We start from the raw sequence: 14,329 nt of genomic DNA on the forward strand, positions 1-14,329 counted from the left end.
CCTCAGATTGCCACTGCAGCCAAATGCGCTTGGTAGTGTTCTAGCCTTGGCACTTGCTTGTCTTTGACTTTCGCCAGGTCGTCGTAGCGGCGCAGACGCACCGCTTCTTCGGCGTAGGGTTGTGCGATGAAGGCGTGGGCTTGCGCTTCGTCAAACACACCGCCTTGCTGCTCAAGGCTGCGTTTGGAGGCCATCGACAAATCGTCCCAATAGGTCGGCTCACACCAACACAAATAGCGCTTAGCGTCCACATGCATGCGAATGGGTTCGAGCACAGCGTCTGGAAACAGCCCACGAATGAAGGGCAGCGCGATGAATTGATGCAAATCATCTTTGTGCGTGTCTTGCTCCATTGCGCCTTCGCGCTCAGCCGCCAACAAATGGCCTAAGTCATGCAGCAAACAAGCCACAATGGTGTCAGCGGTTTCGCCCGCTTGCTCTGCGAGGTGAGCGCATTGCAGCGCATGTTCGAGTTGGCTGACGGCTTCTAAGCCGTATTGAGTTTGGCCACGCCGCAGCAGCAGGTCGTGGACTTCTTGCAAGTTCAGTGACATGAATTAGCTCACACAAAATGTTGACGAATACGCGAAGATATCAAATCAATGATGCTCACGGTGACGATGATGATCAGCATCACTGCACAGGTTTCGGCGTACTGAAAGCCGCGAATGATTTCCCACAACACCACGCCAATGCCGCCTGCACCCACCATGCCCACCACTGAAGCGGAACGAATATTCGATTCGAAGCGGTACAGCGTGAATGAAATCCACAAGGGAATGACCTGAGGAATAACGCCGTACACAATTTCGTGCAGCGCCGTTGCGCCTGTGGAACGGATGCCTTCCACTGGCTGAGGGTCAATGGCTTCAACCGCTTCTGAAAACAACTTGGCCAAAATGCCCGAGGTATGAATCCACAAGGCCAACACGCCCGCAAACGGACCCAAGCCCACCGCCACCACAAACAACATGGCAAACACCATTTCGTTGATGGCGCGGCACGCATCCATCAAGCGGCGCACAGGTTGATACACCCACCAAGGCACGATGTTGGCTGAGGCCAACAAGGCCATGGGCACCGCAGTCACCACCGCCAAGGCCGTACCCCACAAGGCGATTTGCAGGGTGATCACCATTTCTTCGACATACAGCCGCCATTGGCGAAAGTTGGGCGGAAAGAAGTCTGCGGCGTAGCTGGCCATGTTGCTGGAGTCGCGGAACAACTCGACAGGGCGCATGTCAGCGCCTTCCCAAGAGGCGGCCAACAACACGAGGATAAAACCCCAGGTCAAATACCAAGTCAGGCTGCGTTTGGTGCCGGCCGTGTGAGCCAGTGCGTGTAAGGGGGGGTGGGTCATCAGGGACATAGGAACTTCACTCAAAGCAAAGACGGCTTCTTCACGCACGCGCGGTGCAGGAAGAAGCCGATGGATCTGTCGAACAGAGGAATTACTTCAAGGCTGCCAATTTCTGGTCAATGTCGGCCAGTTTGGTTTTCTTTTCAGCATCTGACAGGGTGGAGTCTGTGTCGATCTTGTTGCGTTGACCGAACAGGTCCAACTGGCGGATGGGCTTGAGTTGGTCATTGGTCGACACTTTGAAGCCAGACAGCTTAGAGATCTTCATGACGATCTCTTTTTCGCGTGCGTCGGTCTTGGCGTAGTTGTAGAAGAAGGTCTTGATCTTGGCCTTGGTGGCTTCAGGCAAGTTCTTGCTCATGACCATGGGGTCCAGAGGAATCAGAGGCGAGGTCCAGATGATCTTGATGTCTTTGACTTTTTCTGGCTGGCGCTCTTTGAGCTTGTCCAGGTTTTCGCTGTTGTTGGTGGCCACGTCCACTTGCTTGTTGGCCACAGCCAAGGCATTGGTTTCGTGGTTGGCGTTGCGCACCACTTTGAAAGCGGACTTGGCGTCCACTTTGTTTTGTGCAAACACATAAAAGCCGGGGACCAAGAAGCCCGATGTCGAGTTGGGGTCACCGTTGCCAAAGCTCAGGTTTTTGGCGTTGCTGAACATGTCGTTCAGGTTGTTCAAAGGGCTGTCTTTGTGCACGATCAGGTGCGAGTAGTAGCCTTGGGTGCCGTCGGCGTTCACCATCTGTGCGAACACTTCGCCGTTGGAGCGGTCCACCGCTTCCATGGCAGATTTGTTACCCATCCAAGCGATATGCACTTTGTTGAAGCGCATGCCTTCGATGATGCCGGCGTAGTCAGGGGCGAAAAACGCCTTGACCTTGAGGCCGGTTTGCTTCTCCATGTCGTCAATGAGAGGCTGCCAGTCGGCCTTCAGGTTTTGCGTGGCTTCGGTGGAGATGATGCCGAAGTTGATGTCTTGCGCCATGGCGCTGGTGATGCTCAGGCCCAAGGCCAAGGCGGTGAGGGTTTTCTTAAACATGGCTAAAAGCTCCGAGGGGTTGAAAAAAGAGAAAAAATTAAGCCGCTTGCGCGACGGTATTCGACCAAGCCAAAGTGGGCGAAGGGTGATGTTCAGGTGAGCTGGAGAGCAATTCACCGCCACTCAAAAATTCATCAGCTTGCATGCCATAAAGTTCGCGCAACAACGCGGGCGTGAGATTGGCTGAGGGGCCGTCGTACACCACTTGGCCTTGGTTCAGGGCAATGATGCGCGGGCAATAGCGAATGGCCATGTCCACTTGGTGGAGCGACACCACCACGGTGCGGCCATCTTCGCGTTGGATGGTAGACAAAATTTCCATCACTTTGCGCGACGATTCGGGGTCCAGAGATGCAATCGGTTCATCGGCCAGCACCAGCTTGGCACCTTGCACCAAGGTGCGAGCAATGGCTGCGCGTTGTTGCTGGCCGCCTGAGAGGGTAGAGGCGCGTTGGGCGTGGCACTCCAGAATGCCCACGCGCTCTAGGGCTTCAAGGGCTCTTGAGCGCTCGTGGGCATTGAACCAGCCCATCACGCCGCGCCACCAAGGCATGTCGTGCAAGCGTCCTACCAGCACATTGACCAACACAGGCAGGCGGTCGACCAAGTTGAATTGCTGAAACACAAAGCCCACTTGCGAGCGAATGCTGCGCACATTGCTGGCAATGCGGCCTTCGCGTTGCACGCACAGGCCATTGACTTCAATGAGAGAGCCTGGTGCAGCATCGGCTTGTAACAAGCCCGCCACCATGCGTAGCAACGTTGATTTACCTGAGCCAGAGGCGCCAATAAGGGCGACCATTTCGCTGTCGCCAATATGCAAATTGATGTCACGCAAAGCGTGCTTGCCGTTGGCAAAGTGCTTGTCGAGTTTTTGAATGCGCAGCGACATGGCAGCGACCTTTTTATAGTTGTCTGTACAAACAGAGTGTGCAGAGCCTGTGTGACAGGCTTTTGACAATACAAAAAAATCACAAAACCCGTTGTCCCTCGCGCCAAACGGCGCGCACCACCGCGTGGTGTTGTCCATTTGGCAGATTCACCACCCGAACTTGGATCAAATCAGCCCGCAACCCGACTGCAATTTGGCCCCGGTCATGAAGCCCTGTGGCTCGTGCGGGGTGGTGCGTGACGGTGGCAATGGCTTGCGGCAGCGACAAAATGTCATCGCCAACCAAGCGCATGGCCGCACTCAACAAGCTGCCTGGCACATAGTCAGACGACAAAATATCCAGCAAACCATGTCGTGCCAAATCAGCCGCCGCCACATTGCCCGAATGCGAACCACCGCGCACCACGTTAGGGCCGCCCATGACGTTGAGCATGCCGTGCTCATGTGCGGTGTGGGCTGCCAGCAGGGTGGTGGGGAATTCAGACATGCTGGCACCCTCTGCATGGGCTTGTTGCACATGGGCCACCGTGGTGTCGTCATGGCTGGCCAGCGCAATGCCGTGGCTTTGGCAGTAGTTCACAAAATAGGCGCGGTGGGGCGCGGCATAGCGGGCTTGCAAGTCGGCGGCAATGGCCACTTGGCGTTCAAACTTCTCGTGCGACCAGCCTTTTTTACCGGTGTAGTACACGCGGGCCACCTCGATGTTTTCCCACTGGCGTTGGCCGGGTGTGTGGTCCATCAACGAGATGAGCGCCAATCGGGGGTGGTCATGAAAGGGCGCGAACAAGTCGATGGTGTTGGGCGCAGGCAGTTCGCAACGCACATGCAGGTGGTGATCGGCCCGCAGCAAGTCTTCACGGGCGCAGGTGTCAAGGGTGTCAATCACTGCCGTCCACGTGCTACCGCGCAAGCTGTCAGGGTCGGCGTCGCCCACGCCCAAGGCGTCAAACACAGTGGTGATGCCAGCTGCGGCAACCTCGGCATCGTGCGCGAGCAAGGCGGGCAATTCGGCCCATTGGACTTTGGGACGGGGCATGAGGTGGCGCTCAAAGTTGTCTGTGTGCATTTCTACAAAACCAGGCATCAGGTAGTCACCTTCCAAGTCCCAGCCCTGTGCATGTGAGGCGGGGCCTTGGTCCACCGCCGTGATCAAGCCATCGGCCACCGACACACTGCCTCGCACCACCTCGTGAGGCAAAACCAATTGGGCGTTTTTGAAAACGGGGGTGCTCATGCGTTGTCCTTGGTGGTGTTTCTGAATTGCGTCACATCGATGTGGCGGGTGGCTACCGCTTGGCCCACCTGTGGGTCATGAAAAATACCCATCACGGCAGCGCCGCGTGTTACCGTTTCATGGATCAGCTCAATCACGGTTTGGGTGTTGGCCGGATCCAGTGATGCGGTGGGCTCGTCGAGCAACAAGATGGGGCGAGGTTTGATCAGGTTGCGGGCGATGTTGATGCGTTGTTGTTCTCCGCCAGAGAAGGTGGCCGGTGGCAAACCCCACAGCCGTTGTGGAATGCGCAAGCGCGTCAGCCACATGCGGGCTTGCTCTCGCGCGGCTTCGATGGCGAGGGCTTGATCGGGTGCGTCCTCAACCAAGGGTTCGGCGACCACATCGAGCGCTGATACGCGGGGAATGACACGTAAAAACTGGCTCACATACCCGACGGTGTCACGGCGCATGCGCACCAGTTCGCGGGGGGTCGCTTGGGTCAGCTCGAGCATGCGGCCATCGGCTTGGCAGACCTCAATCAGGCCGCTGCTGGCGCGGTAGTTGGCATACACCAGCTTGAGCAGCGTGCTCTTGCCCATGCCCGAAGGCCCGTCAAGTACCACGCATTCGCCGGATGAGACGTTTAAATCCACGTTGTGGAGCACCTGCAGTTCGGTGCCGTGTTGGTGGTGCAGCGTGAAGCGCTTGGACACTTTTTTCATGTACAGCATGGGGTTCTCTCAAACGGATCAGGGTTGCAAAACAGAAGACACCAACAACTGGGTGTAGGGGTGCTGGGGGTCATCCAGCACTTGGTCGGTCAAGCCCGCCTCCACCACATGGCCGCCTTGCATGACCATCATGCGGTGGGCCAATAGCCGTGCCACGGCCAAATCGTGGGTGACGATGACCACTGCCAATTGCATTTGGCGCGTGAGTTGGCGCAGCAAATCAAGCAAGCGGGCTTGCACCGATACATCCAAACCAGAAGTGGGTTCATCCATGAAGACCAAGCGCGGCTGGGTCACCAAGTTGCGCGCAATCTGCAGGCGCTGGCGCATGCCACCAGAGAAGGTGCGCGGCGTGTCGTCGATGCGTGCGGGGTCAATCTCTACACGCGCCAACCAGTCTTGGGCTGTCAGGCGCAAGCGGCCATAGTGGCGCTCGCCCAAGCCCATGAGGCGTTCGCCCACATTGGCGCCGGCAGACACGTCCATGCGCAAACCATCGGCGGCATTTTGGTGCACAAAGCCCCAGTCGGTGCGTGCCAACAGGCGTTGTTGGGCCTCGGTCATTTGGTAGATGTCTTGCAGCTGACCATCGCGGTTCAAGAACTCAACCTGGCCTGCATCAGGACGGCTGCGGGCGGCGATAGCGTTGAGCAGGGTGGACTTGCCCGAACCCGATTCGCCCACCACCGCCATCACTTCGCCTGGCCACACATCGAAGCTGGCTTCGTGAATGGCAATGCGCTCGCCATAGCTTTTGGCCAAGCCGCGAACACGCAACAAGGGGGGAGAGTTGTCTAAGGAAGGCATATCACATCTCAATAGAAAAACTAAAGCCATGTCGCTGAAAACCCAACGACTCATAAAACGCATGGGCGCGTTCACGTTTTTGGTTGGACGACAGCACCAATTTGTAGCAACCTGCCTCACGGGCGAGCGCCATGGCGTGGTGCATCATGTCGCGGCCAATGCCTTGGGATTGGTGTGCTTCACTCACCACCACGTCTTCGACAATGGCAGAGGGTGTGCCTTGATGGGCCAAGTTGTGCATGACGAGCAAAGCAAATGTGCCCACGACGGCCTCGTCTTGACAGGCGACAAACAAGCGGTAGTTGGGGTAGTGGCTGAACTCAGCCAGCAACTGTTCGGCTTGTTCAATGGACAGCACGTTGGCGTTGTCCATGGCAGGCTGCGCATACAGCGACAACACACTGGGCAAGTCGGCGGCGGTGGCTGGACGCACAAGCACACTCATGCGGCCTCCGACGATGGTTCGTCTTGCCGTGTTTGGCAGTAATCGGAGTCTGAGCACACATGCCTGCGAGCGCCTGCATCGTCGGTGATGATTTCGTCTAGAAAGGATTCGGTAGAGCCGCACTGGGCGCAAGCCGTTGTCCACTTTTGAATTTCAAACGGATGGTCTTCAAATGCCAAGCTCTCCACCGCGGTGTAGGGTGGTACGGCATAAATGCGTTTTTCGCGGCCCGCACCAAACAGCTGCAAGGCAGGGTTCATGTGCATTTTGGGATTGTCAAATTTGGGGTTGGGCGAGGGCGACATGATGTAGCGGTGGTTCACCATGACGGGGTAGTCGTAGGTGGTGGCGATGTGGCCATAGCGCGCAATGTCTTCGTACAGTTTGACATGCATCAGGCCGTATTCGGCCAAGCCATGCAGGGTGCGTGTTTCGGTCTCGCGAGGCTCCAAGCGTTGCATCGGTTCAGGCACGGGTACTTGAAACACGATGATTTGGCCTTCAACCAAAGGCTTTTCGGGGATGCGGTGGCGCGTTTGGATCAGCGTGGCGAGGTGGGTACGCGTGGTGGTGTCCACGCCTGCGGTGCGTTCAAAAAAGCGTCGGATATTGACGGCGTTGACTGTGTCGTCCGAGCCTTGGTCTATCACTTTGAGTGTGTCTTTGGGGCCTATCACCGAGGCGGTGACTTGAATGCCACCTGTGCCCCAACCATAAGGCAGAGGCATTTCGCGCGAGCCAAATGGCACTTGGTAGCCAGGGATGGCGACGGCTTTGAGAATGGCGCGTCGAATCATGCGCTTGGTGCGCTCGTCCAAGTACGCGAAGTTGACATCAGGGCCGTTGTCGGGGATTTCGGTGGCGGGGGCCACAGCCGTTTGTGGCGTGTTCATGTGTGCTCCTGGGGTGCGTCGCTGCTGGGGTGGGTGGTGCGCATCTTGCGCACCAGCTCGAGCTCGGACTGAAAGTCCACATAGTGGGGCAGCTTCAAGTGCTGCACAAAGCCAGAGGCCTCTAGGCTGTCGCTGTGCGAGAGCACAAACTCTTGCATTTGCGCGGGCGACTCAATGGCTTCACCCAACTCGTCGGCTCGCAGGGCGCGGTCCACCAAACTCATGGCCATGGCTTTGCGCTCGCTGTGGCCAAAGGCAAGTCCATAGCCGCGGGTAAATTGGGGTGGCTCTGTTTTGCTGCCGCCAAACTGGTTGACCATCTCGCATTCGGTGATCTCGATGTCGCCAATCGATATCGCAAAGCCCAGCTCTTCGGGTTCAATTTCTACGGCCACTTGGCCCACGCGCACCTCGCCCACAAAGGGGTGGGTGTGCGAATAGCCGCGTTGGGTCGAATACGCCATGGCCAATAAAAAGCCCTCGTCACCACGCGCGATGTTTTGCAAGCGCGTGGCGCGATTGGCTGGAAAGCGCAAGGGCTCGCGTGTCAGGTCCATGGGGTCGGGGTCGTGTGCCGGGCAGGGGTTGGTTTCGATCAAACCCTCTTGGTTGAGCAAGTCGACCACGCGGGGCACTGGTTCGGGTTGTGGGCTTGGAATGGCTGCCTCTGGGGTTGGCTCAGCGTGATGGGCGTGCGTCTGATGGTGTGCATTGGCCAGCAGGGTGAAGTCCAACAACCGTTGGGTGTAGTCATACGTGGGGCCCAGCACTTGGCCGCCGGGCAGGTCCTTGAAGGTGGCGGAGATGCGGCGATCGAGTTGCATGCGCGCGGTGTCTAGCGCACAGGTTTTGCCTAGGCGCGGCAAGGTCGCTCGGTAGGCGCGCAGCAAAAAAATGGCTTCTACCAAATCGCCGCTGGCTTGCTTGATGGCCAGTGCTGCTAGCTCAGGGTCGTAGACCGAGCCTTCGGTCATGACACGGTCGACCGACAGCTTGAGCTGATGTCGAATTTGTTCCACACTGAGTTCGGCTTGTGTGAGGTCGCCACGGCGCTGCTCGGCGAGCAACTTGTAGCTGTTGAGGATGGCGGTTTCTCCGCCTTTGACGGCCACGTACATGTCAGGCCTCCTGGGTGTTCAAGATCAGTGTGGTGCGGGGCAGGCCAACCAGCTGAGTGGGTGTGGTGAGAAACACATCCACGCCGCGAGGAAAGCTGGCGTGGTTGTGTGACCACTGTTGGGTGAAATCAGGCGCAATGCCAGTCACCTGCAAGTGGCGCTGGTCTTTGATGCCTGGGCCTTGCAGCGTCCAGCCCGCCACATCCGCCTGTACGTCCTCTGTTTCAATCACACAGGTGGCCGATTCGTCGGGATAGGCGTCGCTGCCTAAGCGCAGGTTTTGAAAGTCAGGCAAGGCATCACCCAAGCCCACCCAAACAAAGTTAGCTTCGTGGGACGCAGGGACGATGTGGCAGCCCGTATGAAAGCGCAGCCATGCGGCAGCGTCTTTTTGAGCCAGCGTGGGAGACAACCACAAGCGGGTGTCGGCATCGAGCAGACCCAGCATCAGTGCCGCGGCGGCGGCTTGGCCGTGCTTGGGCAGGGCGCAGTCAGTGGGCATTTGAAACGGTCGTCCGGGGTGAGACAGCGCATCCAGTGCAGCCCGAAACACGGCTTGGCTGCCAAAGGCTTCGTGGTCAAAGCCTGCTGAGATGTGTTGCAAGTCTTGTGCTTTCATGCCTCGTCTCCTGCGTCGAGGCTACCGGCTTCGCGCGCCACGGTGAGGAAGTCCACCTTGGTGGTTTGGGCGCGCGCATGGCGAGAGGCTTGCCGTGTTTGTAGGTGCTGGCGCAGCGGTGTGAGCAGGCTGGCTTCCAGTACAGGGTGTTGCTTGGGGTCTTGCAGCAAGGCATCGGCCACAGCAGCCAGCTGCGCTTGTCGGTGGTTACGCCCCAGCACATACGCCACACCTACGGGCGCATCGGCCGTTGCCGTATCAAGGCGCAAGGCGCAACGGGTCACGGTGACTTCGCCAAGGTTGAAGCGCTCGCCCGTGTTGCCGACGCGGCCTTGCACCATCATCAAACCCGTTTCTGGGCGCCGCAGCCATTGGGGCTGGGTCTGGGTGTGTTCAGCGAGTGCCGCGTCAAGCAGTGGCTGCGGGGCTCTGGCCAACAAAGCCATCCATGACTGTCGCGCATGCGGAGAATTTGTGTCAAACGTCTGAAACATCTTTATGGCACCCTATCACTTGTCTATACAACTCATACTTGGATGCAAGCTTAAGCATTGCATATGTAACTTTCATGACGGATGTAATTTCTACCTCGCGTGACGCAGACCGCTTTTGGTCGCGCATTGCCAACGAGTTGGCGCAGGCCATTGGTCAAGGTGTGTATGCGCCCGGCGTTCGCCTGCCATCTGAGCACAGCTTGGCGCAGCAGTTTGGGGTGAATCGCCACACGATTCGGCGCTCCTTGGCCAGTTTGGTGCAACGTGGCTTGGTCAATGCGTCGCAAGGGCGCGGCACGTTTGTGGCGTCATTCGCGGTGGAGCTGGTGCTGGGTAAACGAACACGTCATCGCCACAGTTTGCGGCATGCAGGTTTGCGAGGCGCTTTGCAGGTGTTGAAGTCCGCCTTGGTCGAGGCGGGGTCAGATGAGGCAAAGGCTTTGTGTGTCCCTGAAGGCAGCGCTTTGTTGTATTTGCAAGTGCTGGGCGAGGGCGCTGGTCAGCCATTGCATGTCAGTGAGCGGTTTTTCCCCCTGCCACGTTTTGCCAATTTAGCGCAAGAGGTGCACAACACAGGTTCAATCTCCGAGGCCTTCGCACGGCATGGTGTGGCAGATTATTTGCGGCAAGAAAGTCGCATCAGTGCAAGATTGCCTGAGAAAGATGTGGCGGAGCTGTTGGCGCAATCGGTGTCACGGCCTGCCTTGCTGGTGACCAGTGTCAATGTGGACACCGAGGGCGTGCCGATCGAATTTTCCAAAGCTTGGTTTGCGGGCGACCGCGTGACATTGACGGTGAACCACCATGATTCTTGATGAAAAATATTTGGCCACACCTTACCGTTGTGCGGTGTATTTTGTGCCACGCATTGACTCTGCATGGTGGCAAGCGGGCAGCGCTTGGTTGGGGCGCTGTGCAGCCACGGGGCAAGCGGTGGTGCAACCAACGTTGGCGGGCATTTCAACGCAAGCGCAGTGGGCCATGACGGCTGAGCCTCGCCGTTATGGATGGCATGCCACGCTGAAAGCACCTTTCAAAATCATGCCAGGCGAAAATTTAAAGTCCGTCATGTCTGCGTTGCAGACCTTGGCGCACAGCTTGACTGCATTTGACTTGCCAGCCTTGCAGGTCAGCACCCGCAGTGGCTTTATGGCGTTGCGGCCCGAGGGCGATGCGTCGCGTATCCAAAGCACAGCAGCAGCGTGCGTGACAGCTTTGCACCGTTTGGCCAAACCCTTAAGCGAGGCCGATTTAGCGCGTCGTCGACTGGCGCCGCTCACGCCAGAGCAAGACCGTTTGATGTTGGCTTGGGGCTACCCTTATGTGATGGATGAGTTTGCATTTCATTTGTCGCTCACGCACAAGCTCGACGGCTTGAGCGAGGCGCAGCGCACTGCTTGGCAGCAAGCGGCTCATGCGCACTTTGCGCCTTTGGGTGTGTGCCGTTTCGATCGTTTGGCTTTGTTTGTCGAACCCGAGCGTGGCGCGGATTTTGTGTTGTTTGACCAAGTGGCGTTGCGTTCATGAACCGCCGTCTGATTTATGTGGTCGGCCCCTCTGGCGCTGGCAAAGACAGTGTGTTGTCGTGGTTGCACCAGCACACATCAAAATCAACACCTGTGTATTTGGCACGCCGTACCATTGATCGCTTGAACTTTGCTGAGCCTGGCGCACAAGATCATGAGCGCGTCGATGCCGCGACGTTTAAGCAGTTGGTGGCCGATGCTGCATTTGCCATGCATTGGGATGCCAACACGCACCGCTATGGCATCCGACACGCTGAGCTCATGCGTCTGCAAGATTCGACGGGGTGTGTGATGGTGAATGGCTCACGGGCGCACCTGCCAACGGCTGCGCGAGACTATCCTGGCTTGACGGTGTTGCACATCACTGCCTCGCCCGCTGTGTTGCGTCAACGTTTGTTGGCCAGAGGCCGCGAATCTGAGTCAGCGGTTGAGGCGCGGATGTTGCGGCACATTCCGCTTGAGGTTGACGCGGCGTGTGCCTTGGTTGAAGTGCACAACGACAGCACCTTAGACGCGGCAGGTCAGCAACTGCTGATTCAGCTTGAGGCTCTGGGACTTTGGCCCCTCAGTCCATGACCAGCATGCCTGTGATGGCGGCGCATAGACCCAGCCCCAAGCCCAGTCTGACTTTAGCGCCATAGTTTTTGCCGCCACTTCAATAGGCCAGCAACAACTTTGAGCTGTGCGCCGCCTGGTGATAGCCCACAGCAACCATCAAGCCCGTCACGAGCAAAGCAGCAATGAAAAAATTTGGCCCCATGTCAAAAGTGATCGCACCTAGGAGTGCCACGATGGCATGTGTGCGAACACCTGCTTTCATGGGGCCAGGTCGATGTAACCTTCCACGCACTGTGCCAATGAGCAAGCCAGTGCTGAGAGCCGTGATCAGTCCGATATAAGATGTTTGTGAATTCATCATGTCATCTTAATGACTGTCGTGTGTTGGGTGGCTTGTTTGCCGTATTTTTTCGCCAGCAGTGCTGCTTTTTTTCATTTTCAATGTCACGGTTTTGTCAGTTAAATTTGTGACACTTGACGCCCTAGATAGACTGGTACAGCAATGACAACAGCAACAATGGCCGAGACTCAGACGTCCAATGGCGTCAAAGTGCAGTGGCTTGATCGCGACCAAAGCTTGTTGGCTTTCAACAAACGTGTTTTGGACTGGGCCAAGCGCCCCGAGGTCCCATTGCTCGAGCGCTTGCGTTACCTGTGCATCGTCTCCTCCAATCTGGATGAATTTTTTGAAGTGCGTGCTGCGCTGTATGCCAGTTTGAACCGTCCCCTGGCGCCGCTTGATGCTGCGGGTGTGCATGCGCAAAATTTACTGAGCAAAGTGGCCCATGAATTGGTGGACGAGCAATACACCTTGTACAACGATGTGTTACTGCCTGCTTTTGCCAAAGAAGGGGTGCGCATTTTGTCTTACAACGAGCGAACCTTGGCGCAGCACCAATGGGTGAAGTCATTCTTTGAGCGTGAAGTGCGGCCCTTGTTGTTGCCTGTGGGCTTAGACCCCGCCCATCCGTTTCCACAAGTGGCCAACAAGTCGCTCAATTTCATCGTTCGGTTGTCGGGCAAAGACGCGTTTGGCCGTGACAACGAAATTGCCATTGTCAAAGTGCCACGTAGCTTGCCACGCCTGATTGCTTTGCCAGAAAAGCTGTGTGGTAAACGCCAGCTGTTTGTGTCTATCTCCAGTGTGATTCGCGCCCACTTGAGCGACCTGTTTCCTGGGCGTGATGTGGGTGAATTTTCTCAATTCCGCGTGACGCGTCACTCAGACCTGTCGGTGGACGAAGAAGACGTCAAAAACCTGCGCACCGCATTGCGTCAAGGTTTGGTGCATCGCAACTACGGACAAGCCGTGCGTTTGGAGGTGTCTTCGGGTTGCTCTGATTATTTGTCTGACTTTTTGTTGGAGCAATTTGAGTTGCCCACTTCAGCCCTGTACCTTGTGCATGGCCCCGTGAACCTGGTTCGCTTGAACCAGCTCATTGATTTGGTGGACAACCCCAAGTGGCTGTTCCCACGCTACAACGCCAGTTACCCCGAGCAGTTGGTGACGAATGGGTCTATTTTTGAGCGCTTGCAAGCCGGTGACGTGATGATCCATCAGCCCTTCGAGAGTTTTGATGGGGTGCTGGCCTTCTTGCGCGAGGCGGTCCGTGATCCCAGCGTGTTGGCCATTAAGCAAACCATTTATCGCACGGGTGCTGATTCGGAGCTGATGGAGCTGCTTCGGGAGGCTGTGCAAAGAGGCAAAGAAGTCACCGTGGTGGTGGAGCTCAAAGCTCGCTTTGACGAAGAAGCCAACATCAACTGGGCTGAGAAACTCGAATACATTGGCGCCCAGGTGGTGTACGGCGTGGTCGGCCTGAAAACCCACGCCAAGATGCTGTTGGTGTCGCGCCGCGAAGGGCGCACCATTCGCCGCTACGCGCACTTGTCAACGGGCAACTACAACCCTCGCACGGCCAAGCTCTACACCGATTTGAGTCACATCACCAGTGACGTCAAAATCACCCAAGATGTGGAGAGCGTCTTTAGCCTGCTGGCCAACCAAAGCAAGATTCCGCGCTTGAACAAACTCATGATTGCGCCATTTCATCTGCAACGCAGTTTGATTGACAAGATTGAGAAAACTGCTTTGGCGGCAGCCCGAGGTGTGGCCAGTCGCATCATCTTGAAAATGAACACACTCACGGACGAAAAGCTCATGGAAGCTTTGGTGCATGCAGGTCAGGCCGGCGTGCAGATTGATTTGATTGTTCGCGGCGCCTGCATGTTGCCTGCTCAGCGTGCAGGCCAGACTGACAACATCCGTGTGCGTTCCATCATTGGTCGATTGTTGGAGCATTCACGCGTGTTTTATTTCCGCGTGGGCAGCGACGAGTCGTTGTATCTGTCCAGCGCCGATTGGATGAACCGCAACATGTTGCGCCGCGTCGAGCTCGCTTGGCCGGTGGAAGATGTCAGCCTGCGCAAACGCTTGATAGATGAATGTTTGATGGCCTATTTGCACGACAACGTAGACGCTTGGACCATGGATGCCCAAGGGCACTACACCCGCGTCCAGCCTGCCAAGCCCAGACGCAGCAAAAGCTCAGCCACACAAGCGCCTAAGCCCGTCAAAACACATGGCGCGCAAGCTGTCTTGATGGCGCTTTATGCTTCCAAGGGGTGATGCAT

General features: G+C 57.0%; 17 protein-coding genes. 4 read left to right on the plus strand and 13 right to left on the minus strand.

Going from position 1 to position 14,329, the window contains the following annotated elements:
- Positions 1-2: 2 nt before the first annotated feature.
- From V7Q41_RS06995 to phnG, 12 genes are all read right to left on the minus strand, one after another.
- Positions 3-554 carry a phosphonate degradation HD-domain oxygenase gene (locus V7Q41_RS06995; protein WP_333844688.1) on the minus strand — a complete coding sequence of 184 codons (552 nt, stop codon included), beginning with the start codon at positions 552-554 and terminating at the stop codon, positions 3-5.
- 8 nt (positions 555-562) lie between these two features.
- Positions 563-1,360, minus strand: a complete 798-nt coding sequence (gene phnE / locus V7Q41_RS07000; protein ID WP_333844691.1) for a phosphonate ABC transporter, permease protein PhnE — start codon at positions 1,358-1,360, stop codon at positions 563-565.
- A gap of 91 nt (positions 1,361-1,451) precedes the next feature.
- Positions 1,452-2,396 carry a phosphonate ABC transporter substrate-binding protein gene (gene phnD, locus V7Q41_RS07005; protein WP_333844694.1) on the minus strand — a complete coding sequence of 315 codons (945 nt, stop codon included), beginning with the start codon at positions 2,394-2,396 and terminating at the stop codon, positions 1,452-1,454.
- Positions 2,397-2,433: 37 nt separating this feature from the next.
- Complete coding sequence (gene phnC, locus V7Q41_RS07010; RefSeq protein WP_333844696.1) at positions 2,434-3,288, minus strand: phosphonate ABC transporter ATP-binding protein; 855 nt, start codon at positions 3,286-3,288, stop codon at positions 2,434-2,436.
- A gap of 79 nt (positions 3,289-3,367) precedes the next feature.
- Positions 3,368-4,522 (minus strand): alpha-D-ribose 1-methylphosphonate 5-triphosphate diphosphatase, encoded by a 1,155-nt coding sequence (locus tag V7Q41_RS07015; RefSeq protein ID WP_333844698.1) that lies wholly within the window; start codon positions 4,520-4,522, stop codon positions 3,368-3,370.
- On the minus strand, positions 4,519-5,235 hold the full coding sequence (phnL, locus tag V7Q41_RS07020) for a phosphonate C-P lyase system protein PhnL (RefSeq protein WP_333844700.1): 717 nt from the start codon (positions 5,233-5,235) through the stop codon (positions 4,519-4,521). Before phnL ends, V7Q41_RS07015 begins: the two co-directional genes overlap by 4 nt.
- Positions 5,236-5,253: 18 nt before the next feature.
- On the minus strand, positions 5,254-6,042 hold the full coding sequence (gene phnK, locus V7Q41_RS07025; RefSeq protein ID WP_333844703.1) for a phosphonate C-P lyase system protein PhnK: 789 nt from the start codon (positions 6,040-6,042) through the stop codon (positions 5,254-5,256).
- A 1-nt stretch (position 6,043) separates the two neighbouring features.
- Positions 6,044-6,487, minus strand: a complete 444-nt coding sequence (locus V7Q41_RS07030; RefSeq protein ID WP_333844705.1) for a GNAT family N-acetyltransferase — start codon at positions 6,485-6,487, stop codon at positions 6,044-6,046.
- On the minus strand, positions 6,484-7,380 hold the full coding sequence (locus tag V7Q41_RS07035) for an alpha-D-ribose 1-methylphosphonate 5-phosphate C-P-lyase PhnJ (protein ID WP_333844707.1): 897 nt from the start codon (positions 7,378-7,380) through the stop codon (positions 6,484-6,486). Before V7Q41_RS07035 ends, V7Q41_RS07030 begins: the two co-directional genes overlap by 4 nt.
- Entirely contained in the window at positions 7,377-8,498 is a 1,122-nt protein-coding gene (locus V7Q41_RS07040) for a carbon-phosphorus lyase complex subunit PhnI (RefSeq protein ID WP_333844709.1), read from the minus strand. Before V7Q41_RS07040 ends, V7Q41_RS07035 begins: the two co-directional genes overlap by 4 nt.
- A gap of 1 nt (position 8,499) precedes the next feature.
- Entirely contained in the window at positions 8,500-9,117 is a 618-nt protein-coding gene (gene phnH, locus V7Q41_RS07045) for a phosphonate C-P lyase system protein PhnH (RefSeq protein WP_333844711.1), read from the minus strand.
- A complete protein-coding gene (gene phnG / locus V7Q41_RS07050; protein WP_333844714.1) occupies positions 9,114-9,611 on the minus strand; it encodes a phosphonate C-P lyase system protein PhnG in 498 nt (165 codons plus the stop codon). The genes phnH and phnG overlap by 4 nt, the downstream gene beginning before the upstream one ends.
- A 74-nt stretch (positions 9,612-9,685) precedes the next feature.
- Between phnG and phnF the strand changes: the two genes are divergently transcribed.
- Genes phnF through V7Q41_RS07065 form a run of 3 tightly spaced genes read left to right on the plus strand, consistent with a single transcriptional unit; the run spans position 9,686 to position 11,713 of the window.
- Positions 9,686-10,426, plus strand: coding sequence for a phosphonate metabolism transcriptional regulator PhnF (gene phnF / locus V7Q41_RS07055; protein WP_333844717.1), 741 nt, complete (start codon positions 9,686-9,688; stop codon positions 10,424-10,426).
- The gene (locus V7Q41_RS07060; RefSeq protein ID WP_333844719.1) at positions 10,416-11,138 is read left to right on the plus strand and encodes a DUF1045 domain-containing protein; all 723 of its coding nucleotides are present in this window, start codon (positions 10,416-10,418) and stop codon (positions 11,136-11,138) included. The genes phnF and V7Q41_RS07060 overlap by 11 nt, the downstream gene beginning before the upstream one ends.
- Positions 11,135-11,713 (plus strand): phosphonate metabolism protein/1,5-bisphosphokinase (PRPP-forming) PhnN, encoded by a 579-nt coding sequence (locus V7Q41_RS07065; protein ID WP_333844721.1) that lies wholly within the window; start codon positions 11,135-11,137, stop codon positions 11,711-11,713. The genes V7Q41_RS07060 and V7Q41_RS07065 overlap by 4 nt, the downstream gene beginning before the upstream one ends.
- A gap of 79 nt (positions 11,714-11,792) precedes the next feature.
- On the opposite strand, the gene V7Q41_RS07070 is transcribed toward V7Q41_RS07065, so the two are convergent.
- Entirely contained in the window at positions 11,793-12,053 is a 261-nt protein-coding gene (locus V7Q41_RS07070) for an MgtC/SapB family protein (RefSeq protein WP_333844724.1), read from the minus strand.
- 144 nt (positions 12,054-12,197) lie between these two features.
- On the opposite strand from V7Q41_RS07070, the gene ppk1 reads away from it, so the two are divergent.
- Positions 12,198-14,324 carry a polyphosphate kinase 1 gene (gene ppk1 / locus V7Q41_RS07075; protein ID WP_333844727.1) on the plus strand — a complete coding sequence of 709 codons (2,127 nt, stop codon included), beginning with the start codon at positions 12,198-12,200 and terminating at the stop codon, positions 14,322-14,324.
- Positions 14,325-14,329 lie beyond the last annotated feature (5 nt).

The organism is Limnohabitans sp. (assembly GCF_036804465.1).
Lineage (GTDB): Bacteria > Pseudomonadota > Gammaproteobacteria > Burkholderiales > Burkholderiaceae_C > Limnohabitans.

Excerpts from the sequence above, each read along its gene's own strand:
- phnH (WP_333844711.1), bottom strand. The coding sequence starts at position 9,117 with ATGAAAGCACAAGACTTGCAACACATCTCAGCAGGCTTTGACCACGAA.
- V7Q41_RS07035 (WP_333844707.1), bottom strand. The coding sequence starts at position 7,380 with ATGAACACGCCACAAACGGCTGTGGCCCCCGCCACCGAAATCCCCGAC.
- V7Q41_RS07060 (WP_333844719.1), top strand. The coding sequence starts at position 10,416 with ATGATTCTTGATGAAAAATATTTGGCCACACCTTACCGTTGTGCGGTG.
- V7Q41_RS07065 (WP_333844721.1), top strand. The coding sequence starts at position 11,135 with ATGAACCGCCGTCTGATTTATGTGGTCGGCCCCTCTGGCGCTGGCAAA.
- phnF (WP_333844717.1), top strand. The coding sequence starts at position 9,686 with ATGACGGATGTAATTTCTACCTCGCGTGACGCAGACCGCTTTTGGTCG.
- V7Q41_RS07015 (WP_333844698.1), bottom strand. The coding sequence starts at position 4,522 with ATGAGCACCCCCGTTTTCAAAAACGCCCAATTGGTTTTGCCTCACGAG.
- phnL (WP_333844700.1), bottom strand. The coding sequence starts at position 5,235 with ATGCTGTACATGAAAAAAGTGTCCAAGCGCTTCACGCTGCACCACCAA.
- V7Q41_RS07070 (WP_333844724.1), bottom strand. The coding sequence starts at position 12,053 with ATGAATTCACAAACATCTTATATCGGACTGATCACGGCTCTCAGCACT.
- V7Q41_RS07030 (WP_333844705.1), bottom strand. The coding sequence starts at position 6,487 with ATGAGTGTGCTTGTGCGTCCAGCCACCGCCGCCGACTTGCCCAGTGTG.
- V7Q41_RS06995 (WP_333844688.1), bottom strand. The coding sequence starts at position 554 with ATGTCACTGAACTTGCAAGAAGTCCACGACCTGCTGCTGCGGCGTGGC.
- V7Q41_RS07040 (WP_333844709.1), bottom strand. The coding sequence starts at position 8,498 with ATGTACGTGGCCGTCAAAGGCGGAGAAACCGCCATCCTCAACAGCTAC.
- phnK (WP_333844703.1), bottom strand. The coding sequence starts at position 6,042 with ATGCCTTCCTTAGACAACTCTCCCCCCTTGTTGCGTGTTCGCGGCTTG.
- phnE (WP_333844691.1), bottom strand. The coding sequence starts at position 1,360 with ATGACCCACCCCCCCTTACACGCACTGGCTCACACGGCCGGCACCAAA.
- ppk1 (WP_333844727.1), top strand. The coding sequence starts at position 12,198 with ATGACAACAGCAACAATGGCCGAGACTCAGACGTCCAATGGCGTCAAA.
- phnG (WP_333844714.1), bottom strand. The coding sequence starts at position 9,611 with ATGTTTCAGACGTTTGACACAAATTCTCCGCATGCGCGACAGTCATGG.
- phnC (WP_333844696.1), bottom strand. The coding sequence starts at position 3,288 with ATGTCGCTGCGCATTCAAAAACTCGACAAGCACTTTGCCAACGGCAAG.
- phnD (WP_333844694.1), bottom strand. The coding sequence starts at position 2,396 with ATGTTTAAGAAAACCCTCACCGCCTTGGCCTTGGGCCTGAGCATCACC.